The sequence below is a fragment of the Candidatus Solirubrobacter pratensis genome (assembly GCF_000425945.1).
In the GTDB taxonomy this organism is placed as follows: domain Bacteria; phylum Actinomycetota; class Thermoleophilia; order Solirubrobacterales; family Solirubrobacteraceae; genus Solirubrobacter; species Solirubrobacter pratensis.
The window spans coordinates 776,816-799,722 of sequence record NZ_KE384480.1 but is presented as its reverse complement, the minus strand read 5'-3'; the positions used below and the strand labels follow the sequence as shown (position 1 = coordinate 799,722).

The 22,907-nt window shown below is 72.6% G+C and carries 24 protein-coding genes and 1 pseudogene; 5 read left to right on the top strand and 20 right to left on the bottom strand.

Going from position 1 to position 22,907, the window contains the following annotated elements; all coding sequences use genetic code 11:
* Positions 1–426: 426 nt before the first annotated feature.
* The 8 genes and pseudogenes from H958_RS0128340 to ffh form a co-directional block, all read right to left on the bottom strand.
* Positions 427–1,017, bottom strand: coding sequence for a ribonuclease HII (locus H958_RS0128340; RefSeq protein WP_231379393.1), 591 nt, complete (start codon positions 1,015–1,017; stop codon positions 427–429).
* 64 nt (positions 1,018–1,081) lie between these two features.
* A complete protein-coding gene (gene lepB / locus H958_RS0128335) occupies positions 1,082–1,699 on the bottom strand; it encodes a signal peptidase I (protein WP_028061129.1) in 618 nt (205 codons plus the stop codon).
* A 184-nt stretch (positions 1,700–1,883) separates the two neighbouring features.
* A pseudogene (gene rplS / locus H958_RS48550) lies at positions 1,884–2,234 on the bottom strand (50S ribosomal protein L19); the annotation flags it as partial.
* A gap of 42 nt (positions 2,235–2,276) precedes the next feature.
* Positions 2,277–2,975, bottom strand: a complete 699-nt coding sequence (gene trmD / locus H958_RS40980; RefSeq protein ID WP_037411537.1) for a tRNA (guanosine(37)-N1)-methyltransferase TrmD — start codon at positions 2,973–2,975, stop codon at positions 2,277–2,279.
* Positions 2,965–3,435 (bottom strand): ribosome maturation factor RimM, encoded by a 471-nt coding sequence (gene rimM, locus H958_RS44215; RefSeq protein WP_051324914.1) that lies wholly within the window; start codon positions 3,433–3,435, stop codon positions 2,965–2,967. Before rimM ends, trmD begins: the two co-directional genes overlap by 11 nt.
* A 4-nt stretch (positions 3,436–3,439) precedes the next feature.
* Positions 3,440–3,673: a KH domain-containing protein gene (locus H958_RS0128315; RefSeq protein ID WP_028061127.1), complete on the bottom strand. Its 234-nt coding sequence runs from the start codon at positions 3,671–3,673 to the stop codon at positions 3,440–3,442.
* Positions 3,674–3,682: 9 nt separating this feature from the next.
* Positions 3,683–3,922 (bottom strand): 30S ribosomal protein S16, encoded by a 240-nt coding sequence (rpsP, locus tag H958_RS0128310; protein WP_028061126.1) that lies wholly within the window; start codon positions 3,920–3,922, stop codon positions 3,683–3,685.
* 30 nt (positions 3,923–3,952) lie between these two features.
* Complete coding sequence (gene ffh, locus H958_RS0128305; RefSeq protein ID WP_028061125.1) at positions 3,953–5,284, bottom strand: signal recognition particle protein; 1,332 nt, start codon at positions 5,282–5,284, stop codon at positions 3,953–3,955.
* 19 nt (positions 5,285–5,303) lie between these two features.
* Here ffh and sthA point away from each other — a divergent pair, with 19 nt between their 5' ends.
* Entirely contained in the window at positions 5,304–6,689 is a 1,386-nt protein-coding gene (gene sthA / locus H958_RS0128300) for a Si-specific NAD(P)(+) transhydrogenase (protein WP_028061124.1), read from the top strand.
* Here the strand turns inward: sthA and H958_RS0128295 are convergent.
* The 4 genes from H958_RS0128295 to H958_RS40970 form a co-directional block, all read right to left on the bottom strand.
* Positions 6,682–7,731, bottom strand: a complete 1,050-nt coding sequence (locus tag H958_RS0128295) for an SPFH domain-containing protein (protein ID WP_028061123.1) — start codon at positions 7,729–7,731, stop codon at positions 6,682–6,684. The genes sthA and H958_RS0128295 overlap by 8 nt on opposite strands.
* A 9-nt stretch (positions 7,732–7,740) precedes the next feature.
* Positions 7,741–8,172: an NfeD family protein gene (locus H958_RS0128290; RefSeq protein WP_028061122.1), complete on the bottom strand. Its 432-nt coding sequence runs from the start codon at positions 8,170–8,172 to the stop codon at positions 7,741–7,743.
* Positions 8,173–8,199: 27 nt separating this feature from the next.
* Positions 8,200–9,198, bottom strand: coding sequence for a signal recognition particle-docking protein FtsY (ftsY, locus tag H958_RS0128285; RefSeq protein ID WP_028061121.1), 999 nt, complete (start codon positions 9,196–9,198; stop codon positions 8,200–8,202).
* Between the two features lie 82 nt (positions 9,199–9,280).
* Positions 9,281–11,491, bottom strand: coding sequence for an MMPL family transporter (locus tag H958_RS40970; RefSeq protein WP_051324913.1), 2,211 nt, complete (start codon positions 11,489–11,491; stop codon positions 9,281–9,283).
* Between the two features lie 133 nt (positions 11,492–11,624).
* Between H958_RS40970 and H958_RS40965 the strand changes: the two genes are divergently transcribed.
* Complete coding sequence (locus tag H958_RS40965) at positions 11,625–12,080, top strand: GNAT family N-acetyltransferase (protein WP_051324912.1); 456 nt, start codon at positions 11,625–11,627, stop codon at positions 12,078–12,080.
* Between the two features lie 11 nt (positions 12,081–12,091).
* Positions 12,092–12,430, top strand: coding sequence for a hypothetical protein (locus H958_RS0128270; protein WP_028061120.1), 339 nt, complete (start codon positions 12,092–12,094; stop codon positions 12,428–12,430).
* 181 nt (positions 12,431–12,611) lie between these two features.
* Here H958_RS0128270 and H958_RS0128260 read toward each other — a convergent pair whose 3' ends face one another.
* The 8 genes from H958_RS0128260 to H958_RS0128225 form a co-directional block, all read right to left on the bottom strand.
* Positions 12,612–15,941 carry a chromosome segregation SMC family protein gene (locus tag H958_RS0128260; protein WP_028061119.1) on the bottom strand — a complete coding sequence of 1,110 codons (3,330 nt, stop codon included), beginning with the start codon at positions 15,939–15,941 and terminating at the stop codon, positions 12,612–12,614.
* 4 nt (positions 15,942–15,945) lie between these two features.
* The gene (locus tag H958_RS0128255) at positions 15,946–16,581 is read right to left on the bottom strand and encodes a ribonuclease III family protein (RefSeq protein ID WP_051324911.1); all 636 of its coding nucleotides are present in this window, start codon (positions 16,579–16,581) and stop codon (positions 15,946–15,948) included.
* Between the two features lie 45 nt (positions 16,582–16,626).
* Positions 16,627–16,878, bottom strand: a complete 252-nt coding sequence (acpP, locus tag H958_RS0128250; RefSeq protein WP_028061117.1) for an acyl carrier protein — start codon at positions 16,876–16,878, stop codon at positions 16,627–16,629.
* A complete protein-coding gene (gene plsX / locus H958_RS40960) occupies positions 16,875–17,921 on the bottom strand; it encodes a phosphate acyltransferase PlsX (RefSeq protein WP_037411535.1) in 1,047 nt (348 codons plus the stop codon). Before plsX ends, acpP begins: the two co-directional genes overlap by 4 nt.
* Positions 17,902–18,102: a 50S ribosomal protein L32 gene (gene rpmF, locus H958_RS0128240; protein WP_028061116.1), complete on the bottom strand. Its 201-nt coding sequence runs from the start codon at positions 18,100–18,102 to the stop codon at positions 17,902–17,904. The genes plsX and rpmF overlap by 20 nt, the downstream gene beginning before the upstream one ends.
* Positions 18,103–18,134: 32 nt before the next feature.
* On the bottom strand, positions 18,135–18,659 hold the full coding sequence (locus H958_RS0128235) for a YceD family protein (protein ID WP_028061115.1): 525 nt from the start codon (positions 18,657–18,659) through the stop codon (positions 18,135–18,137).
* Between the two features lie 62 nt (positions 18,660–18,721).
* Complete coding sequence (locus tag H958_RS40955) at positions 18,722–20,350, bottom strand: AMP-binding protein (protein ID WP_051324910.1); 1,629 nt, start codon at positions 20,348–20,350, stop codon at positions 18,722–18,724.
* Positions 20,347–21,285: a hypothetical protein gene (locus H958_RS0128225; protein WP_028061114.1), complete on the bottom strand. Its 939-nt coding sequence runs from the start codon at positions 21,283–21,285 to the stop codon at positions 20,347–20,349. The genes H958_RS40955 and H958_RS0128225 overlap by 4 nt, the downstream gene beginning before the upstream one ends.
* A 37-nt stretch (positions 21,286–21,322) precedes the next feature.
* Here H958_RS0128225 and H958_RS0128220 point away from each other — a divergent pair, with 37 nt between their 5' ends.
* Positions 21,323–21,595: an acylphosphatase gene (locus H958_RS0128220; protein ID WP_028061113.1), complete on the top strand. Its 273-nt coding sequence runs from the start codon at positions 21,323–21,325 to the stop codon at positions 21,593–21,595.
* Positions 21,596–21,619: 24 nt separating this feature from the next.
* A complete protein-coding gene (locus H958_RS0128215) occupies positions 21,620–22,903 on the top strand; it encodes a hypothetical protein (RefSeq protein WP_156028341.1) in 1,284 nt (427 codons plus the stop codon).
* The last annotated feature ends 4 nt before the right edge of the window (positions 22,904–22,907 follow it).

Below are 22,907 nucleotides of genomic sequence, written 5' to 3'. Positions count from 1 at the left end.
GCCGTCACCGCTCGCGCGGTCTCTGCGTGGCGGCTTCTCGAGGCCGGCGAACTGCGCTGGTAAGGGAATGGGTCAGCTTGCCTGCCCGGTTCGCGAGGCCGCGCGATCGATCCGGGCGGGCGTGGCGAGGGGGCTGTGCGGGGCGGCGATAATCGATCACGCGCGAGAAGACCGCGCCGGTGATCGAACGTGACCGTCAGACCGGCGCCCGCAGCTTCGCGCCCGCGCGCCCGCAGCTTCGCGCCCGCGCGCCGGCGGATTCGCTGCGCGTGCCGCTCAGGACGCTCACGCCCGCGGTGCTGACCGAGGCCCTCGGCGCGCTCGAGCGCGACGAGGATGCAGTACGAGCTCACGCCGCTCGGGCGCAGCCTGCTGGAGCCGCCGGGCGCGGCGGTGAGGCGCCGCGGGCATCACCGAGATCGAGGCTTAGAGCGCGAGCTGCTGGTAGGCCATCGACTGGAACGAGAGCCGGTGCAGCGGTGAGACGCCGAGCCGCTCGATCGCGGCGCGGTGCTCGGGCGTCGAGTACCCCACGTGGGTCGCGAACTCCCAGCCGGGATAGCGCTCCTCCATCCGCTGCATGAAGCGGTCGCGCGTGACCTTGGCGATCACGGAGGCCGCGGCGATCGCCGCGCTCGTCGCGTCGCCGCCGACGACCGGACGCTGATCGAAGCCCGTCGGCGGCACCGGGAAGCCGTCCGACAGACACAGGCAGCCGGGCACCGCGACGCGGCGCAGCGTGTCGCTCAGGGCCGCGAGGTTGGTCTTGTGCAGTCCGCGCTCGTCGATGCCGCGCACGCAGCGCGAGGTGACCGAGACCTTCGCGGCGGCCCGCAGCACGCGCGGGTACAGCAGCTCGCGCATCTCCGCCGTGTGCTGCTTGGAGTCATTCAGCGCCGAGAGCGAGCGGGCGTCGCTCAGCGACAGCCGCTCGTAGTCGAACAGGACCGCGGCCGCCACCAGCGGGCCGGCGAGGCAGCCGCGGCCCGCCTCGTCGGCGCCCGCCACGAAGCGCACGCCGAGCCCGCGATCGAACCGGAACAGCCGGCTCCCGGAGGAGCGGGACGGCTTGTTGCGGCGCCTAGAGGAGCCCGATTCGCTTCGGCGGCCAGTAGGTGGCAAAGGCCTCGCCGATGATCCACTTCTTGGGGACGGGACCCCAGAACCTGCTGTCGTCGGATGAGCCACGGTTGTCGCCCATCATGAAGTAGTGGCCGGGCGGAATCTTGACCGGCTTGGTGAAATCGCACCCGTCGCCGCCGCCGCACGGGATGATGTACGAGTCCGCCTCGCGCTTGCCGTTGCGGTAGGCGTGGCCGTCGCGGATGTAGAGGGTGTCCCCCGGCTCGGCCACGACGCGCTTGATGAAGTTCACGTCCGCCCGCTGCGCCGTCGGCTTGTCGCAGACCTGGTTGGCCGGCGGCTGGCCGGAGCCGCAGGTGTTGTCCTGCTCGGCGCCCTGCGGCGGGTGAAAGACGACGATGTCGCCGACGTGCGGCGAGGTGAAGCGGGCGCCGATGCGGTTGACCAGCACGCGCTGGCCGACCTGCAGCGTCGGGACCATCGACTCGCTCGGGATCCGGTACGGCTTGACCAGGAAGGCCTGGATCCCGAGCGCGAGTCCGAGGGCGACGGCGACGATCAGCACCAGCTCGAGCAGCGAGCCCGAGGCTGACGACGACCCCTTCTTGGTCGCCACGGCGCTAGCCGGTCTTCTCGTCACCCGCGGCCGCCACCTCGGCGTCCGCGGACGCCTGCGTCTCGGCGGCCTCGGCGTCGGCGATCGCCTGCTCGTCGACGGCGTCGCCGGGAACCTCGGCGTCCGCCGCAGCCGCGGCCTCGGCCGCCGGGTCGTACAGCAGGCCGCGCTCGACGACCTCCTCCGGACCCGTGTAGCGGCGCTCGCGCACACGCGCGCGCTTGCCGACGCGGCCGCGCAGGTAGTAGAGCTTGGCGCGCCGGACGTCGCCGCGAGCGGCGACCTCGATCTTCTCGATCTTCGGCGAATGCAGGGGGAACGTGCGCTCAACGCCGACGCCGAAGGACTGCTTGCGGACCGTGAAGGTCTCGCGCACCCCTTCGCCCTGGCGCTTGATGACCACGCCCTCGAAGACCTGCGTGCGCCGCCGCGTGCCCTCGATGACCTGGAAGTGGACCTTGACACGGTCCCCGGCTTGGAAGCGGGGGACGCGGCGCAGCTGCGTGCGCTCGAGGGAGTCGATGACGGTGCTCATGGCGTAGGAAGGCCCGCAGAGAAGGTCCCCGCGAGCGGCCGATCATGGTAGCGGACGGTGTGCCGGATCCAGGTTAGCCCGCATCCGCGATTGCTCACGCCGCCACTCGGCAACGCGCGCATGATGGCCCGAAAGGAGGATGGCCGGGACCGTCCAGCCGCGCCATTCGGCGGGCCGCGTGTAGTGCGGATACTCCGGCGCGCCCTCCAATGCCTCCGAGAAGGACTCCTCGACGGCGGACTCCTCCTTGCCGAGCGTGCCGGGCAGCTTGCGCAGCACCGCGTCGAGCACGACCATCGCCGCCAGCTCGCCGCCGGCGAGGACGTAGCGCCCGATCGAGAGCTGCTCGCTGCAGAAGTGCTCGAGGATGCGCTCGTCGAAGCCCTCGTAGCGGCCGCACAGCAGGGTGATCTCGTCCGACGCCGCCAGCTCGCCCACGTAGGCGTCGTCCAGCTGTCGCCCCCCGGGCGTGAGCGCGATCACGCGGCGCGTGTCCTTCAACTGCACCGGATCGACCCCGTAGCGCGCCCGCAGCGCGGCCTCCACGACGTCGACGCGCAGCACCATCCCGGCGCCCCCGCCGAACGGCGTGTCGTCGACCTGCCCCCACTTCAACGGCGTCGTGGCCCGCAGGTCCACCGCCTCGACCTGATGGCCCAGCGCGAGGGCGTTCTCGACGTGGCGCTGGGTCCGGAACCAGTCGAACCACTGCGGGAACAGCGTGAAGACGTCAGCCTTCAAGGAACTCCATGTCGACGTCGATCCGGCGCGCCGCGACGTCGATCGAGCGGATCGCGTCGCGCACCATCGGGACGAGCAGCTCCGAGCCGTCCGGGCGGTCGACCTCGAGCACCTCGCAGCTCGGCAGCGCGCTCATTCGCCGCACGAAGCCGATCGCGGTGTCGCCGTCGACGACCGCGCAGCCCGCGAGGTCGGCGGCCCAGTACTCGTCCTCCTCGAGCTCGACGTCGGACATCGGGACGCTCAGCTCGGCGCCGCGCAGCGCTTCGGCGTCTTCACGCGACGACGAGCCCTCGAGCCGGAAGATCGGGTTGTCCTCGGTGCCCGCGCGGCGGACGATCGCGCGCGCGGAGCCGGAGATGAAGATCGTGGCGCGCCCGCGCAGCAGCTCGGCGTCGGCCGCGACCACATGGAACGACCCGTCGAGCCCGTGCGGCCGGCCGACGCGGCCGGCGAACACGAAGTCACTCGACGATGTCGACGAGGACGCGCCGGTTGTCCTTGACCGCGGCGGCCTTGACGACCGTCCGGAGGGCCTGCGCGGTGCGTCCCCCGCGTCCGATGACCTGGCCGTAGTCATCCTCGTCCACGCTCAGCTCGAGCACGAGCGTGCCGTCGTCCTCTTCGAACTCCTCGACCTGGACCTTGTCCGGATGGTCGACGAGCAGCCGCGCGAGGTAGTCGAGCAGCTCGCGCATGCGGCGAAACTAGATGCCCTGCGTCTTGAGGAGCTTCTGGACCGGCTCCGACGGCTGAGCGCCACGCTCGAGCCAGTGGCGGATGCGGTCCTCCTTGAGGACGATCGTCGACGGCTCGGTCTGCGGGTTGTAGCGCCCGAGCACCTCGATGAAGCGTCCGTCGCGGGGAGAGCGGCGGTCGGCGACGACCACCCGCCACTGCGGGTCCTTCTTCCCGCCGACGCGGGTGAGTCTCATGCTGACTGCCATATCGGCGCGGCAGGATAGCGGATCGCGCGCTCAGCGCTGGCGCATCATCTGCCCCAGGTCCGGCATCTTCCCCTGCTGGATCCCGCGCATCATCTTGCGCATCTGCTCGAACTGCTTGACGAGCTGGTTGACCTGCTGGACCGTCACGCCCGAGCCCTTGGCGATGCGCAGCCGCCGCGAGCCCTTGATCAGCTCCGGGTGGCGCCGCTCGTAGGGCGTCATCGAGAGGATGATCGCCTCGACGCGGTCCATCTCGCGCTCGTCGACGTTCATCTTCGAGAGCTGGTGGCCCGCAAGGCCGGGGATCATCCCCAGCAGCGACGTGAGCGGCCCCATCTTGCGGATCCGCTTGAGCTGGTCCAGAAAGTCCTCGAGCGTGAACTGGTTCTTGCGCAGCTTGCGCTCGAGCTCCTTGGCCTCGTCGGCGTCGACCTGCTGCTCGGCGCGCTCGATGAAGCTCAGGACGTCGCCCATCCCGAGGATGCGCTGCGACATCCGGTCCGGGTGGAAACGCTCGAAGTCGCCCAGCTTCTCGCCCGTGGAGGCGAACAGGATCGGCTTGCCGGTGACCGCCTTGACCGACAGCGCGGCGCCGCCGCGGGCGTCGCCGTCGAGCTTGGAGAGCACCACGCCGTCGAACTGCGCGACCTCGGCGAACTGCTCGGCGACGTTGACCGCGTCCTGGCCGGTCATCGCGTCGACGACGAGCAGCACGACGTGCGGCTTGACGCGCTTCTTGATGTTCGCGAGCTCCTGCATCAGCGCCTCGTCGACGTGCAGGCGGCCGCTCGTGTCGACGATCAGCACGTCCTTGCCGTCGCGCTTGGCCTGGTCGAGCGCCCAGCCCGCGATGTCGACGGGATCGCGGTCGGTGCCCTGCTCGTAGACGGTCGCGCCGGCCTGGCCGCCGACCTTGATCAGCTGCTCGACCGCCGCCGGCCGGTACACGTCGCACGCGGCGACCGCGACCGACGAGCCGTTCTGCTCCTTCAGGAGCTTCGCCAGCTTGGCCGTCGCCGTCGTCTTGCCCGAGCCCTGCAGCCCGGCCATCAGGATCACCGTCGGCGGGCGGGGCGAGAACGTGATTCCCGCCGACTGGCCGCCCATCAGGGAGGTCAGCTCCTCGTTGACGATCTTGACGACCTGCTGGCCGGGATTGAGCTGCTTGAGGACCTCGATCCCGAGCGCGCGCTCCTTGACGGTCGACGTGAACTGCTTGACGACCTTGAAGTTGACGTCGGCCTCGAGCAGCGCGAGCCGGATCTCGCGCATGGCCTTGTTGACGTCATCCTCCGTCAGCGCGCCGCGCTGGCGCACGCCCGCGAGGGTCCCCTGCAGCTTCTCAGACAGCGAATCGAACACTCCGGAAGACTCTACCCCTGTGGAACTCGACCTCCTCGTGATCGGATCCGGGCCCGGTGGCCAGCGCGCCGCGATCCAAGCCGCCAAGCTGGGCCGCCATGTCGCCGTGGCCGAGCGCCGCGACCGCCTCGGCGGCGTCTCGATCCATACCGGGACGATCCCGTCCAAGACGCTCCGCCAAGCCGTGCTCGAGCAGGCCGCCACGCGCCCGCTCGACGTCCTCGACCCAACGCGCATCGAGGAGACCGAGCGGATCGCGATCCAGCAGCTGATGGACCGGGCGGCCGCCGTCGTGGCGGCCGAGACCGCGATCACGCGCGAGCAGTTCCGGCGCAACCGCGTCGGCCTGCTCCCCGGGGACGCGGTCTTCGAGGACGATCACACGGTCCGGGTCGGCGACGAGCAGGTCCGCGCCGGGCGCATCGTGATCGCCGTCGGCACGCGGCCGGCGCGGCCCTCGTCGGTGGCGTTCGACGACCGCACGATCATCGACTCCGACGGCCTGCTCAAGCTCGAGAGCCGCGTGCCGCGGACCATGACCGTCGTCGGCGCCGGGGTGATCGGCGTCGAGTACGCATCGATGTTCGGCCTGCTCGGAACCAAGGTGACCGTCGTCGACCAGCGCGACCGCGTCCTGCCGTGGCTCGACGGCGAGATCGGCGAGGCCTTCCAATACCTGCTGCGCCGCAACAACGTCACGTTCCGGCTGCGCGAGAAGGTCGAAGCCGTCGAGGCGGTCGACGGGCGCGGCGCCAAGTTGCGGCTGAACTCCGGCAAGGAGATCCTGTCCGAGACGGTGCTCTACGCGACCGGCCGCCAGGGCGACACGGAGCAGCTCGGCCTGGCCAGCACCGGGCTCGAGTGCGACAAGCGGGGGCGGCTGAAGGTCGACGACCAATACCGCACGACCGTGCCCCACATCTTCGCCGTCGGCGACGTCGCCGGGCCGCCGGGCCTGGCCTCGACGGCGATGGAGCAGGGGCGGATCGCGGCGCTGCGGGCGTTCGAGCAGCCCGTCGAGGAGCTCCCGGAGCTGATCCCTGTCGGCGTCTACGCGATCCCCGAGCTCGCGATGGTCGGGCGCACCGAGGAGGACCTGACCGACGCGGCGGTGCCGTACGTGTGCGGGATCGCGCGCTGGAGCGAGCTGGCCCGCGGCGTGATCACCGGCGACCGCGACGGCATGCTGAAGCTGCTCGTCTCGCTCGAGGACCGCAGCGTGCTCGGCGTGCACGTGCTCGGGACCGGCGCCACGGACCTCGTCCACGTCGGCCAGGCGGTGATGGCCTCCGGCGCCGGAGGCCTCGACTTCCTCGTCACCGCCGTCTTCAACTACCCGACGTTCGCCGAGTCCTACAAGGTCGCCGCGCTGGACGCCGCGAACCGGATCCGGGCGATCAGCTAGGCGCCGGCGGCACCGCGGGGTTGGACGCGCTCTCGGCGGCCCGCGTCGCCTCCCGGGCGGCGCGCGCGGCCTCCTCGGCGTCGGCCGCCGCCTTCTCGTCGATCCCGGTGGTCGCATGCGACGGGCGCGGGCGCGGTCGCGGCGCGGGCGGCGGAGGCGGGGCGTCCGGCGCGCCGGGCGCGCCGAAGCGCTGCGCGATCCCGCCGAGGGCCTGCGAGAACTCCGACGGGATCACCCACACCTTGTTCGCGTTGCCCTGCGCGAGCTGGGGCAGCATCTGCAGGTACTGGTAGGAGAGCAGCGCGGGGTCCGGCGCGCCGTCGTGGATCGCGCCGAACACGGTCTCGATCGCCTTCGCCTCGCCCTCGGCCTTGAGGATCGCGGCCGTGCGCGCGCCCTCGGCCCGCAGCACGGCGGACTGCTTCTCGCCCTCGGCGGTGAGGATCTGCGACTGCTTGACGCCCTCGGCGGTGAGGATCGCGGCGCGCCGGTCGCGCTCGGCGCGCATCTGCTTCTCCATCGCCTCCTGCACGGTGCGCGGCGGCTCGACAGACTTCAGCTCGACGCGGTTGACGCGGATGCCCCAGCGGCCCGTCGCCTCGTCGAGCACGGAGCGCAGCTGGTGATTGATGTTGTCGCGCGAGGTCAGCGTGTCCTCGAGCGTCATCCCGCCGATCACGTTGCGCAGCGTCGTGACGGTCAGCTGCTCGATCGCCTGCAGCGGGTTGGCGACCTCGTAGGTCGCGGCCTTGGCGTCGGTGACGGTGAAGTAGATGACGGTGTCGATCCCGACGACGAGGTTGTCCTCGGTGATCACCGGCTGCGGCGGGAACGTCACCACCTGCTCGCGCAGGTCGATCAGCGGCTTCACGCGGTCGATGAACGGGACGATCAGCGTCAGCCCCGGGTCCAGCGTGCGCGAGTAGCGCCCGAGCCGCTCTACCACGCCCGCACGCGCCTGCGGCACGATGCGGACGCCGGCCGCCGCGACGACGAACACGAACAGGGCAAGGACGATCAAGGCGATCAAGCCAGCGGTCATGCGGTCTCCCTAGTCGCTCACGAGCGCGGTCGCGCCCCTGATCTCGAGCACCTGCACGCGCGCGCCCGGCTCGAACGTCTCGTCCTCGTCGAACGCCCGCGCGGTCCAGATCTCGCCGTCGAGGCGCACGCAGCCGACTCCCTCGGCGTTCGCGATGCGCTCCACCACCGTCGCCGTCTGACCCACCAGCGCCGCGGTGCCCGTCTTGATCTTGGCCCTCGTGCGCAGATGCTCGCGGGCGATCGGCCGCAGGGCGGCCAGCAGGACGATGGAGACGACGAGGAACACGGCCCACTCGATCGTGGCTCCGGCGCCGGCCGCGGCGAGCAGCGCCGCGATCGCCGCCCCGCCCGCGAACGGGGCGAGGAAGAAGCTCGTGGTGGCGATCTCACCGATGGCGAAGATCACCGCCGCGATCAGCCAGATCACCCAGGGATCCATGTCTGGCGCGATCGTATAGCGCAGGGCTTAAGCGGTGAGCAAGGCGCGCGCGAAGTCGTCCGGGTCGAACGGGCGCAGGTCCTCGAGCTGCTCGCCGATGCCGATCAGCTTGACCGGGATGCTCAGCTCGTTGGCGATCGCGAGCGCGATGCCGCCCTTGGCGGTGCCGTCGAGCTTGGTGAGGATGATCCCGGTCACGTCGACGGCCTCGCCGAAGAGCTTCGCCTGGCGGACGCCGTTCTGGCCCGTCGTCGCGTCGACGGTCATCAGGGTCTCGTGCGGCGCGTCGGGCATCTGCTTGGAGATCACCCGGCGGACCTTGGTGAGCTCCTCCATCAGGTTCGTCTGCGTGTGGAGGCGGCCGGCGGTGTCGATGATGATCACGTCGGCGCCGCGCTCGCGCCCGCGGGCGATCGCGTCGAACGCGACCGCGCCGGGATCGGAGCCCTCGGGGCCCTTGACGACGTCGACGCCGGCGCGCTCGCCCCAGCGCTCGAGCTGCTCGACGGCGGCGGCGCGGAACGTGTCGGCGGCGCCGACCACGACCGTCTGGTCGAGCGTGTTGCGCAGGTGCCAGGCGAGCTTGCCGATCGTGGTCGTCTTGCCGGTGCCGTTGACGCCGACGACGAGGATCACGGTCGGGTCGGCGCGCAGGTCGATCTTGTCGTCGCCGGTGCGGGCGAGCTGAGCGAGCAACTCGGCGAGCCGGTTCGTGAGCGCCTCGCCGCCGGCGAGCGCGCCCTCCTCGGCCTCGCGCTCGAGCTTCTCGACGACCTCGGCGGTGGTGCGCGCGCCGACGTCGGCGTAGATCAGCGCCTCCTCGAGCCGCTCCCAAGTCTGCTCGTCGAGGTCGCCCTCGAACAGCGTCGCCTGGACCTCGGCGGCGAGCGCCTCGCGCGTCTTGCGCATGTTGGCGCGCAGACGGCGGAAGAAGCCACGCCGGCCCTCCTCGCGCTCGGGCTCGGTCTGTGTCACCGGCGCGTGGTCGCCGTCGAGCAGGAAGAGGTCGTACCAGTCGCGGGCCATCGGGTCCGGCAGGATAGAGCGGGCCCGGCGCCCGCGCGCTCTGACGGCGCGTTGAGCGTCGCCGGCTTGCGCGGCGACGCGGCTACACCGGTGCCGCCCGGCGAGCGGCCTCCGCGTCGCGTGAGCGGAACCATTCCTCCCCCTCGATCGAGAAGTTGGGCACGACGCGATCCAGCCAGGCCGGGAACCACCAGTTCGACCGGCCGAGGAGCGTCATGACGGCCGGGACCAGCAGGCAGCGCACGAGCGTCGCGTCGACCGCCACGGCGACGCCCATGCCGACGCCGAACTGCTTGACGGTCGGATCGCCGTTGAGCACGAAGGCGAAGAAGACGCTGACCATGATCAGCGCCGCCGACGTGATCACGCGGCCGGTGTTCGCGACCCCGTCGATCACCGCCTGCCTGTTGTCGCCGGTCCGGTCCCAGGCCTCCTTGATGTGCGTCATCAGGAAGACCTCGTAGTCCATCGACAGCCCGAACAGGATCGCGAACATCATCAGCGGGACGAAGCTCACGATCGCGACCTCCGCGTCGAGGCCGACCAGGCTCACGCCCCAGCCCTTCTCGAACACGGCGCTCACCACGCCGAAGGCCGCGCCGATCGAGATCAGGTTCATCAGCCCCGCGGTCAGCGGGATCACGACCGAGCGGAACGCGAGCAGCAACAGCAGGAAGCTGAGCGCGACGACGACGGCGATCGTGAGGATCAGCCGGCTCGAGATCTCGTCCGCGAGGTCGACGTAGCCCGCGGTCGTCCCGCCCACGTCGGCCGTCATGCCCTTGCCCGCAGTGGCCTGCGGGATGGTGTCGTCGCGCAGGCGGCGCACGAGCTCCTCCGTCGCGCGGTCCGACGGGGCGGTCGTGGGCGTGACGGTCATGGCCGCCGCCGTGCCGGCGTCGTTGACCAGCGGCTGCGTAACCGCCGCGACGCCGCTCGTCTTCTGCAGGGCGGTGCGCAGGTCCTGGAGCCGGGGATCGGCCGCGGTCGGGTCGCCCTTCGCCGGCTCGCCGGCCATGTCGACGCTGATCAGCAGCGGCCCGTTCGCGCCCGGCCCGAACGCGGCCGACATCCCGTCGTAGGCGCGCCGCGCCTGGGTGCTCGTGGGCAGCGCGCCGTTGTCCTGCTGGCCGAGATAGAGGTCCAGTGCCGGCAGCGCGAGCGCGACGAGCACGACGACCGCGACGAGCATCGAGGGCAGCGGCCGGCGGGCGACGAAGCGGGCCCAGCGCGCCCAGCCGTGCGGGTGGTCGTCGCGGGCGGCGCGGCGGTGCGGGAGCGCCAGCCGGTCGATCCGGTCGCCGAGGATCGCAAGGGTCGCCGGCAGCAGCGTGATCGCAGCGGCGACGGCGACGGCGACCACGAGCGCGGCGGTGTAGCCGAGCGTCGTGACGAGCGGGATGTCCACGGCGGCGAGCGAGAGCAGCGCGACCATCACCGTGATCCCCGCGAACACGACGGCGCCGCCGGACGTCGCGGTCGAGCGGGCGATCGACTCCAGCGTCTGCATCCCGGCGCGCCGCTGGCTCTGGTGGCGGGTGACGATGAACAGCGCGTAGTCGATCCCGACGCCGAGGCCGATCATCGTGGCGAGCGTCGGCGCGACCGTGGGGACCTCCGCGACCTGGCTGATCAGCGTGATGATCGAGAGGCCGCTGACAAGCCCGATCACGGCGGTGAAGATCGGCAGCCCCATGGCGACGACCGTCCCGAACGTGAGCAGCAGCACGATGATGGCCATGGAGAGGCCCACCACCTCGCTGGAGTGCGTCTTGGGCTTGGACACCTTCTGCCCGACGTAGCCCCCGAAGCTCACGGCCAGGCCCGCGCGGCGCGCAGGGTCCGCCTCGTCCACGATCCGCTCCGCGTCGTCGGTGGTCAGCTCGCTCGGGCTCGCGCGCATGCTGAGCGCGATGTAGCCGGTGCGCTGATCCTTGCTCAGCTGCCCCTCGCTCGAGAGCGGGCTCGTCGCGTCGCGGACGTCAGGGTCGGCCTTGAACGCGGCGGTCGTGTCGCCGATCGGCTGCGCGTACCTGGAGTCCTTGAGCGTCGTGCCCTTCGGCGCCTGCAGCACCACCGGGTTGGTGCCATTGGCCTGTGACGGGAAGCGCTCCGTCAGCAGGTCGGTCGCCTTCTGGCTGTCGCTGCCGGGAAGCGTGAGGTTGTCGTTGAGGTCAGGACCGAAGCTGCGCGCCGCGACGCCGAGCGCCGCGAACACCGCGAGCCAGAGCGCCAGCACGATCCAGCGGCGCCGGGCGCAGAGACCTCCGAGTCCGTAGAGCAGAGGGGTCATGCGTCCTGTCCTGGCGCGAGCGCCGTCAACAGCAGGGGCACCACCGACGGCGTCATCACGAGACGCCCCACGTGCGTACGGTACAGGCGACCTCCGCCCGCATGGGGATTTCCTCGCCGGTCAGGATGCAGGGATGACCGAGACGCGAGTGCTGCGAGGCGACGACCCGGCTGCGGTGGCCCTGCTGGCGGCGATGGAGGCCGAGGTCGAGGCCACGCTCGGACCGGTCACGCCGGAGCGCACCTCGGTGGTCTCGGCGGCCGAGATGAGCCCGCCGGGCGGCGCCTACGTCGTCGTCGTCGAGGACGGCGCGACGGTGGCCGGCGGCGGGCTGCGGAAGCTCCGGGACGGCGTCGCGGAGATCAAGCGGATGTACACGCTGCCCTCGGCGCGGGGTCGCGGGCACGGGCGGCGGCTGCTGGCAGGGCTCGAGGACGCGGCGCGGGCGCTGGGCTACGCGCGGGTGCGGCTCGACACGGCGGAGGCGATGGCGCCGGCGCTGGCGCTCTACCGCGACGCCGGGTACGTGGAGATCCCCGACTACAACGGCAACGGCTATGCCGCGTTCTGGGGCGAGAAGCGGCTGTAACCTGGGATGCGATGCGGACCGCCGATCTCCACGACGCCCGCGAGTCCCTCGAGTACTGGGAAGGCCGGCTCGCGCGGCTTCCGCGCTGGGCGCTGGGGCGCCGGCGCGAGGCGCGGTCGATGGCGGCGCGCTGGAACGAGCGCGTCCGCGACGCCGAGCGCTCCGTCTATGGCGACGGCGTGCTCGGCACGGCGCTGATGCTCGCGTTCGAGCGGCGGCTGCCGCTGCGCGTCCGGCGCTCAGGGCGCCGGGCGGCGCGGATCGCCATCGGCGTCTCGGCGGCGGTGATGGCGGCCTGCGCAGCGCTCGTGGTGCTCGCGTGCGCCGCCGTGCTGCAGCTGCTGTTCTAGGCAGCCGCTACTCGCGGCTGCTCAGGTAGCCGCCGACGACGAAGCCGCCGATGCAGCAGACGAGCGCGAAGACCAAGAGAACCATGCGTCAGAGCTTACTTCGCGCGCGGCTGGATACGCACCGCGACGTCGATGACGTGGGCGGAGCCGATGATGCCCGCTTCGCGGCCGCCGCGCATGCCTACGCGGCCTCCTCGGCTTCCTGCTTGCCCCCGAGCCGGCGGGAGATGACCTTCGAGACGCCGTTGCCGGCCATCGAGACGCCGTACAGGCAGTCCGCGGCCTCCATCGTGCGCTTCTGGTGGGTGACGACGATGAACTGCGCGCGGTCGCTGAACGAGCGCAGCAGCGTGAGGAAGCGGTCGATATTGAGGTCGTCGAGCGCGGCCTCGACCTCGTCGAGGATGTAGAACGGGCACGGACGGGCGAGGAAGACCGCGAACAGGAACGCGAGCGCGGTCATCGACTTCTCGCCGCCCGAGAGCAGCGTCAGGCGCTTGGTCGACTTGCCCGCTGGCGTGATCTCGATCTCGACGCCCAGCTTGTCCTCGGGCGCCTCGTCCTCCGGCCCCTCCGCGAAGTCCTCGGGCTCCGGCTCCTCGGCGGGCGCGTCGGCGCCGCCGAGCACCGGGCGCGGGCCGGAGTCCTCGCGCACGAGCCGCAGGCGGCCGCGGCCGCCGGGGAAGAGCTGCGCGGCGACCTCCTCGAAGTTCTTGGCGGCCGCCTCGAAGGTCTCCTCGAACGCCTCGCGGATGCGCTTGTCGGTGTCCTTGATCAGGCTCTGGAGCTCGCGCAGCGCGGTCTCGAGGTCCTCCCGCTGGCGCTCGAGCTCCTCGACGTGCGCGAGCGCCTCCTTGTACTCCTGCTGCGCGAGCGGGTTGACGGGTCCGAGCTGCTCGCGCCGGCGCTGGAGGCGCTCGATGCGCGTGGCCAGCCCCTCGCGCTCGGTGTCCGCGAGCGCCTCGCCGGCCGGCTCGGGCTCCAGGCCGAGCTTCGCGGCGAGGCGCGTGAGCTCGTGCTCGGCGTCCTGCGCCTGGTCGCGCGCCTGCTGGGCCTTGACCTCGCCGCGCGTGACCTCCTCGCCGCGCTGCTTGAGGCCGGCATGGACGCGCGACTCCTCGGCGGCGCACTCACGCAGCTCGGAGGCGAGCTTCTCGCCCGCCGCGCGGTCGGCGTTCAGCTCGGCCTCGAGCACCTCGACGCGCGTCCCGATCGCGGCGGCGGCCGCCTTCAGCGCCGCGGCGAAGCGCTCGGCCACGGGCCTGAGCTGCTCGTCGCGCTCCAGCCGCCTGCGCTCGTGATCCAGCCGCCGGCGGCGCTCCTTGCGCTCGCGCTCGGCGCGCTCCACGAGCCGGCGCTCGGTCGCGATCGCGGCCTCGACCTGGAGCTTGCGCTCGGCCGTCGCGCCCTCGTCGGGCGCGCTGCGGCGCTGCTGGATGACCCAGCGGGCATGCCTCTCGGCCTCGGCGGCCTCGTCGCGCGCCCGTGCGGCGGCACGGGACTCGCGCTCGGCGGCGTCGCGCTCGGCGTCCGCCTCGGCGACCGCCTGCTGCGCGGCCTCGACCTCGTTGAGCGCTGCGCGCTCCGCCTGCGCGGCGGCCTCGACCTGCTGAAGCAGCGCGTCGCGCCGGTTGCGCTCGGTGAGCACGCGGTCCTCGCCGCCGGGATTGACCTGGCGCAGCTCGCGCGTCGCGGGCGACCAGACGCGCCCGTCCCTCGTGACCGCGATGCCGCGGAACTCCGGCGCGAGGCCGTCGATCGCCTCGACGACCCAGACGCCGGCGAGGATCGCGGCGGCGAGTCGCCGCGCGGCGTCGTCGCCGGAGGCGCGGACGTGCGCGGAGAGCGGCACCGCGCCGGGGGCGGGCGGAGAGTCCGCGGGGACGGCGGCGTGCGGCCGGTCCGCGGGAACGACGGCGCCCTGCGGGTCTGCGGGGACGGCGGCGTCCGGGGTGTCGCGGGCGGTGCCGGCGCCGGGCGGGTCCGGGGCGATGCCGTCGCCCGCCGGCGGCAGGATCAGCGCGGCCGCGCCGTCCTTCCCGGCGCGGTCCAGGAGTGCGGCGCCCGCCGCGAGATCGGCGGCGACGGCGGCCCGGAGCCGGGGCCCGAGCGCCGCGGCGAGCGCGAGCTCGTAGCCCGGGGCGGCCGTCAGCGTGTCCGCCAGCGCGGCCGCGCCTCCCGGCGCGCCCGCGTGCGAGCGCAGGAACTGGTTGACCTTGGCGAGCTCGGCGCCGATCCGCGCCGACTCGCGGCGGGCGCGCTCGGCCGCGGTGTCCAGCTCGCGCCGGGCGCGGCGGGCGGCGTCGGCCGCGGCGTCGACCGCGCCCCGCGCGGCGTTGGCGGCGTTGGCGGCCTCGGTGCGCTCGGCCAGCACGGCGGCGGCCGCGTCGCGACGCGCCTCGAGCTCCTCGAGCTCCCGCTCGAGCCGCTCGCGATAGTCCTCGGCCAGCTGCGCCAGCTCGGCCTCCAGGGACGCGATCCGCTCGGCCGAGCCGTCGTCGCCCGTGTCCGCCTCCGCCTCGGCCTCCAGCGCCGCGATCAGCCCGCGCCGCCGTGCCGCGCGGTCCGTCAGCTCGCCCGCCAGCCGCTCGGCGGCGTCCAGCCGCAGGCCGATCCGCTCGCCCGCCGACCGGGCCGCGTAGAACCGCGACGACAGCGACTCGCGCTCGGACCCGCGCGAGGACAGCGCCTCCTCGGCCGCCTCGCGCCGCTTGCCGACCGCGGCGAGCTCCGCCTCGGTCTCCGCGGCGGCGGCCCGCGCGACGCCCACCGCGGCCTCGGCCGCGCTCAACGCCGCCCGGGCGGAGCGCGCCGAGTCACGCGCCAGCGTCCAGCGCGCCTCGTCGCTCTGGCGCTCGATGCGCTCGTGCAGCTCCGCCGCCTCGGCCTGGCGCTTCAAGGGCTTCAGCCGCGTCCGCGCCTCGCGCTCGACGTCGAGCGCGCGATCCAGGTTGTCCTGCGTGCGCTCGAGCTTGATCTGCGCGCGCCGGCGCCGCTTGCGGTGCTTGCCGAGGCCGGCCGCCTCCTCGATCAGCAGCCGGCGGTCGCGCGGCTTGGAGGTGACGATCTCCGACACGCGCCCCTGGGAGACGACGGAGTGCATCTCCTTGCCCAGGCCCGTGTCGGACAGGATCTCGATCACGTCCGCGAGCCGGCAGCGGGCGCCGTTGATGCGGTACTCGCCCTCCCCCGCGCGGTTGAGCCGCCGCGAGATCGCGACCTCGCCGACCGGCAGGTCCAGCTTCCCCGACGCGTTGTCGAGCACGACCTCCACCTCGGCCTCCGCGCGCGCCTGCACGCCGTGCGCGCCGGCGAAGATCACGTCCTGCATCGACTGCCCGCGGACCGCGACCGGCGACTGCTCCCCCATCGCCCACAGCACGGCGTCGGTGATGTTCGACTTGCCCGACCCGTTGGGCCCGACGATCACCGACACGCCCGGCGTGAACGTCAGCCGCGTGCGGTCGGGGAACGACTTGAAGCCCTTCAGCGAGATCGAGCTCAGGTGCACGCGCTCACGCCGCCGTCATCGTTTCCAACGCCGCTTCCGCCGCCGCCTGCTCGGCGTCCTTCTTCGACCGCCCCGAGCCGCGGGAGATCTCCTCGCCGTCCACGCGCGCGACCACCTCGAAGGTCCGCTCGTGCGGCGGCCCCTCCTCCGCGGTCACCTCGTAGGCGACGACCGTGCCGCGCCGCGCCAGCCGCTCCTGCAGGGCGGACTTGAAGTCCGCAGGATGCGCGAGCGCCTGCTCGATCTCGGGCTGGAACGCCTCCACCACCGCGGCGAAGACCTTCTCGTAGCCGAACTCCAGATAGCACGCGCCGATCACCGCCTCGATCACCGATGCGAGTACCCGTTCGGTCCGCGCCAACGCCTCCGTCGCCGGCCCGGCGAGCTCCGGCGGCGCCGCCGCGCGCAGGCGCTCCGGGATTCCCAGCCGCTCGGCGACCGCCCGGCAGGAGCGGCCCGAGACCGCCTGCGCGCGGATCTTCGTCAGCCGCCCGGCGCCGTAGGCGTCGGCCTGCAGCCGCGGATAGAGATGCGTCGTGATGGCGAGCCCGAGCACGGAGTCGCCCAAGAAGGCCAGCCGCTCGTACGACTCCTCCCGCCGCTCCGTCCATGACGAGTGCGTCACCACCTGGCGGGCCAGGTCGTCCGGCAGGCGCTCGAGCAGGTCGTGGAGCTCGTGCAGCGGTCAGGGCCTCGTCGGGGTGTGGGACAGCACGAAGTCGACCGCCTGCCCCACCGTGTGGATGCGCGCGGCGTCCTCGTCGGGCATCTTGATGCCGTAGGTGTCCTCCAGCTCCTGCACGAGCGAGTAGAGGTCCAGCGAGTCGGCCGACAGGTCCTCGCGGAAGTGCGTGGTCTCCTGGATGCGCGCCGGATCGAGCTCCAGCTCGTCGGCAAGGTGCTCGCGGATGAGACTCAACACGTCGTCACGGGTCATGGCGTCTCCGGCACGCTAGCGGCCGCCTCGGACGCCCCCTCGGCGCGCCGCAGCGCGCCCGCCGCGGCAAGCCGCTCGTGCGTGCGCCCCGCGACGTCCTCGCGCACCCCGCGCGCGGACACCTCGATCGCGCGCGCGAAGCCGCGCTCGCCGAAGGAGCCGTGCGGGACGACGACCAGCTTGCGCAGCCCGAGCAGGACCGCGCCGCCCTGCTCCTCCGGGTCGATCTCCGACCGCAGACCGCGCAGCGCGGGCCGCAGCAGCAGGCCGCCGAGCCTGGACCGCAGCGAGGACATCGCGGCTCCCCGCACGGCGCCCAGCAGTGCCGCGGAGGTCCCCTCCATCACCTTCAGCGCCACGTTGCCGGTGAACCCGTCGGCGACGATCACGTCCGCCACGCCCGTGCCGATCGCGAACCCCTCGACGTTGCCGATGAAGCCGGGCATCCCGGCGAGCGCGGCGTGGGCGGCGAGCACGTTCTCCGGCCCCTTGGACGCCTCGGTCCCGTTCGAGAGCAGCGCGACCCGCGGGGAGGCGACGCCCATGACCGCCTCCATGAACGCCGCGCCCATGTGCGCGAACTGCACCAGGTGCTCCGGCCGCACCTCCACGTTGGCGCCCGCGTCGAGCAGCAGGAACGGCGCGCCCGGTACAGGCACGATCAGTGCGAGCGCCGGCCGGTGCACGCCCCGCGCGCGCTTGAAGGTGAACAGCGAGGCCGCCAGCGCGGCGCCGGTCGAGCCGCCGGAGACGAGCGCGTCCGCGTCGCCCGCGGCCACGGCGGCGACCGCCTGCACGATCGAGGACGAGGGGTTCGCCCGAACGGCACGCGCGGGGTCCGGATCCTTGGCGATCGAGACCGGGGCGTCCACGACCTCGACCCCGTCGGCCACCGCGCCGATCGAAGCGGCGGGACCGAAGAGGATGACGCGGATCCCACCCGCGGCGGCGCGGGCGGCTCCGCGGGCTACTTCAACCGGGCCCTTGTCGGCCCCGTTGACGTCGACCGCGACGGTGAGAGCTCTAGTGGTCGTGGTCGTGATCGTGGTCGTGCACGTGCACGACCTCGCGACCGGCGTAGAACCCGCAATGCGGGCACACCCGGTGCGGACGGCGCGGCCGGTGGCACTGCGGGCAGCCGTTCACCGCCGGGGCGGTGATCTTGTGCTGGCTCCGGCGCTGCGTGGTGCGCGCGTGCGACTGCTTCTGCTTCGGGACGGCCATAGGCGACGCAGAAGGGTAGCGAACCGCGCGCGCTAGTCGAACTTCAGCTCGGAGAGCTTCGCCCAGCGCGCGCTCGGAGCCGCCTCGTGGGCGTGCTCCGGCTCTTCGTTGAGGTTGGCGCCGCACTCTGGGCACAGGCCGGCGCAGTCGTGCCGGCAGGTCAGCTGCGCAGGCAGCGCGAGCGCGAGCGCGTCGCGCGCCCAGGCCTCGAGGTCGACCTCGGCGCCCTCGGCGTCGACGTATGGCGAGAGCATCTCCTCGTCCGCGGTGCCGGGCTGGTGGATCTCGTAGGCGTCGACCGCGAAGCTCGGCTGGGCGGGCTCCAGGCAGCGCATGCACGGACCCGTCACGCCCGCCTCGAAGCGCAGCCGCAGCGCCCAGCCGCTGCCGGTGGTGCGGGAGACGTCCAGGCGCGCGCGCACGAGCTCCGGGTCGACGGAGTACTGCGATCCGCCATAGGAGAAGGGGTCGACGTGGACGTCGAGGTCCAGCCGGCGGCCCTCGCCGGAGGTCAGCCGGAGGCGCCCGAGATCGAACGTGTCGGTGCGCTGGGACATGACGAATACGGTAGCCGCTGCGGGCATCCGGCCCGCATCGGACGGACGCATCCGGCGTCCGATCAGGAGACGTCCTTGAGCTCGCGCTTGAGCACCTTTCCGGTGGATGTCCGGGGGAGCTCGTCGAGGAACACGACGTCGCGCGGGGACTTGTATCCGGCGAGGTTGGACTTGACGTAGTCCTTGACGTCCTTCTCGCTCAGCTTGGCCCCGTTGCGCGTGACGATCACCGCCTTCAGCCGCTGGCCGAACTTCTCGTCCTCGACGCCGAAGACGGCGACGTCGGCGATCGCGTCGTGGTTGTGCAGGAGGTCCTCGACCTCGGCCGGGAAGACGTTCTCGCCGCCCGAGACGATCATGTCGTCGTCGCGGCCGTCGATGAACAGGCGCCCGGCGTCGTCGAAGTGGCCGACGTCGCCGGAGGAGAGCAACCCGTCGATCTCGTCCTTGTTGCCGCCGCCCGTATAGCCCTCGAACTGGACGTCGTTGCCGACGAAGATGCGGCCCGTCTCCCCGCGCGCGACCGGCCGGCCGCCGTCGTCGTAGATCCGCACGACGCTGCCGCGCGGCGGCTTGCCCGCGGTCCCTGGCGCCTCGCGAAGATCGCGCGGCGTGGCGATCGTGGCCCAGGCGACCTCGGTCGAGCCGTAGAGGTTGTAGAGGTTCTCGCCGAAGTGGTCCATCCAGCGGTCGGAGACCGAGCCGGGGAGCGCCGAGCCGGACACCGGGACCGCGCGGACCTTGCTCAGGTCGTAGCGGTCGAGCACCTCGTCGTCGAGCTCGAGGATGCGCTGGATCATCACCGGCACCACGACGAGCGCCGTGCACTCGTGCTGGGCGGTCAGCGAGAGCGTCGCCTCCTCGTCGAACTTGCGCTTGAGCACGACGGTGCTGGCGAGGCTGATGCCGAGCGCCCACTGGGCGAAGCCCCAGGCGTGGAAGAGCGGCGCGGCGATCATCGTCTTCTCGCGCGAGCGCAGCGGGATGACCGAGAGCAGCGCGGCGATCGGGTCGATCGACCTCGGCATCGAGCGGTTGGCGCCCTTCGGCGAGCCGGTCGTGCCGGACGTCAGGATGATCGCGCGGCCCTGCTCGCGCGGCGGCGTGACGTCGGACGCGTCACCGCCGGCGATCACGTCCTCCAGCCGCGGGTCGCTGCTGGAGCCGTCCTCCGGGTCGTGCCAGGCGACGTAGCGCTTGCGCCTGCGTGCCGCGTCGTGCAGGACGTCCGCGAACTCGTGGTCGTAGATCACCGCCTTCGGCTTCTCGCGCTTGGCGACGTCGGCCAGCTGGGGGCCCGAGAACGCGGTGTTGAGGAACAGCGAGTTGGCACCGAGCTTGGAGCACGCGACCGTCGCGTCGATCCAGCCGCGGTGGTTGCGGCACATGATCGCGACGTTGTCGCCCGCCTCGATGCCGTCGTCCGCGAGGGCGTGCGCGAGCGCGTTGCTGCGCTCGTGGACCTCGCGGAAGCTGAGCGTGCCCAGCTCGTCGATCACGGCCGGCTGGTTCGCGTAGTTGCGCGCGTCGGCGCTGTAGCCGGCCGCGGGCGTGGTGCCGAAGCGGATCAGCGAGCGGACGGTGTGGAAGATGTGATCCGGGCGCTCCGGATGGACGATCCCCGCGCGCGTGAGCGTGACGAGCGTCTCGACTTTGGTGACCAGCTCGGTGGGTATTGGGATCTTCTTCATCGCGTGGGCAGCTTCATACCCGCTGGGACCTCGCCGGTGTCGATCATTCGGCGGATCTCCGCTGCCCTTCGCGAATTGAGGTACACGTGACGCTGGCCGACGGACGGCTTCTCGGCGAGCAGGCCGGCCGTCAGCAGGGCCTCCCCCACCTCCTGCGCCAGCGCGCGATCGTTTCCGGCGAAGCCGCGCGCCAGGTGCGCGAACTCGGTGTGGTAGCCGCCCCACTTGCCCATGCCGTCGAGGCGCTGGAGGATCCGGCGGGCGACGCGCCGGCCGGGATCGGGGTCCTCGTGCGGACGCGTCGCGTGATCGCCGCGGCCGAGCAGGTCGTACAGCGTCTCCTCGTTGGCCTCGACCTCCTTGGGGTCCGCCGGGTGGCCGTTGAGCCGCGCGACCGCCTCGGCGACGCGCAAGGGGTGCCCGGCCCCGATCGGATCGCGCAGCTCGACCTCGTCGATCACGCCCGGCGGGAGCGCGTAGGCGCGGGCGCGCAGGCGGTCCAGCGTGCCGGCGTGGTCCTCGAAGGCCAGCTCGACGAGCTCGGGGTCGAGCTCGCAGCCGGGATAGGAGAGCACGAGGAAGCCGCCGGGGAGCTCCCCCGCCTTGAGCTTGAGGTCATGCGGGCCGTGCGGCGCCTGGGCTCCGGCCAGCTCCACGAGCGCCCCGACGGTGGCGGCGACGAGCAGCCACTCGCGCCCCGTGGCGACCTGCGGATCGGCGCGCAGGGCGGCCTCCGCGGGCGTCGCGGCGATCAGGCCGCCGTTCTGGGCGGCGATCCCGATCTCGACCGGCGCCTCGTAGCCGGAGCGTGGCTTGGCGAGCTCGTCCCGGCCGTGCTTGAGGGCGGAGGCCAGGACCTGGCGCAGGCGAGCGGTCGCCGTCGCCGGAGCGGCGGCGCCGCCGCAGGCGTCGAGCTCGCCCTCGAGCGCGGTCACGGCTCGCTAACGCTCCTCATGGGTCTACGGTACCCAGGTGGGAGTCGCTCGCCGCAGGGTGATCGCGCACGGCCGGGTGCAGGGCGTGTTCTTCCGCGACGCGACGCGCCGGGAAGCAGAGCGTCTAGGCGTGGCGGGCTGGGCGCGCAACACGTCCGACGGGACCGTCGAGGCCGTGTTCGAGGGCGACCACGAGGCGGTCGAGGCGATGGTCGGCTTCGTCCGCGGCGGCCCCGGCCATGCCTCGGTGACGCAGGTGGACGTGAGCGCGGAGGAGCCCGAGGGCCTCGAGGGCTTCTCCGTCCGCTGACGCACGTACCGTGGCTTGTCCGTCATGGAAGCCGCCACGCCACTTCGCCAGCAGCGGGTCCACGTCCTCATGGGGCGCGTGCTCGTCGAGAACCTCGTCGTCGACGATCCGGCGGCCGCCGCGTTCGTCCGCGCGCGGATCGACGCGGGGGAGGACGCCGCGCGGGTGGTCAACGACGCGATCGAGATCGGCGCGCGCGTGCTGGAGCGCGAGCACGCGGGGATCGACGCCGAGTTCGTGCGCGGGGAGTTCGAGAAGGTCTCGCGCGAGGTGGAGACGGCGTTCACCGACAAGGCGCGCGTCGTGGCGGAGTTCTTCGGCACCAAGGTCGACGAGGTCTTCGGGGCCGAGAACGGGCACCTGGCCCGCGAGCTGCAGCGGCTGTTCGGCGACGAGTCGTCCGCCGCCGTGCAACATCGCCTGCAGGCGGTGATGAACGAGCAGTCCGCGCGCATGCGGGAGGACCTGCTGCGGCAATTCTCCTCGGCCGACGGGTCGAACCCGCTGGCGGACTTCAAGGCGGCGCACCTGCGGGCGGCGCGCGAGGCCGCCATGCGCCAGGAGCAGCAGCTCGACGGGATGCGCGAGCAGATGATCGCGCTCAACCTGGAGATCCAGAAGCTGCAGGCGGAGAAGGACAAGGCGCAGGGCGTGGCGGCGGAGCTGGAGCGCTCGGCGGCCAAGGGACGTCCGTACGAGGAGGCGGTGGCGGACGCGATCGACGCGATCGCGCGCGGGCAGGGCGACGACTGCGACGCCGTGGGCGACCTGCGCGGGCTCGGCGGCCGCAAGGGCGACGTGGTGGTGGACATCGACGGCTGCTCGGGCGCCCCGCGCGGCCGGATCGTCTTCGAGGCCAAGAACTCGCGCAAGTCCCGCAAGGAGGCGCTGGCCGAGCTCGAGGAGGCGATGGCGACGCGATCGGCCGACTACGGCGTCTGGGTCGTGCCCTCCGAGGAGAAGCTGCCGGCGCGCGCGCCGGCGCTGCGCGAGGTCGGCGGCGACAAGCTCTTCGTCGTCTATGACCCGGACGAGGGCTCCCGCCTGGCGCTCGAGGTCGCGTACTCGCTGGCCCGCGCGCGCGTGGTGATGGCGCGCGGCGACGCCTCGGGGCTGGACGCGCTGGCGCTGCGCGGCGAGGTCGAGCGCGCGCTGGGCGCGATGGAGGACGTGCGCCGGATCAAGGTGCAGCTCACGAACGCCGCGGGCGGCATCGAGGAGGCGCGCCGGGTGCTGGACGGGATGGCAGAGCGCGTGCGCGCGCATCTCGGCACGATCGATTCGCTGGTCGCCTCGGCGAGCGAGTAGGCGC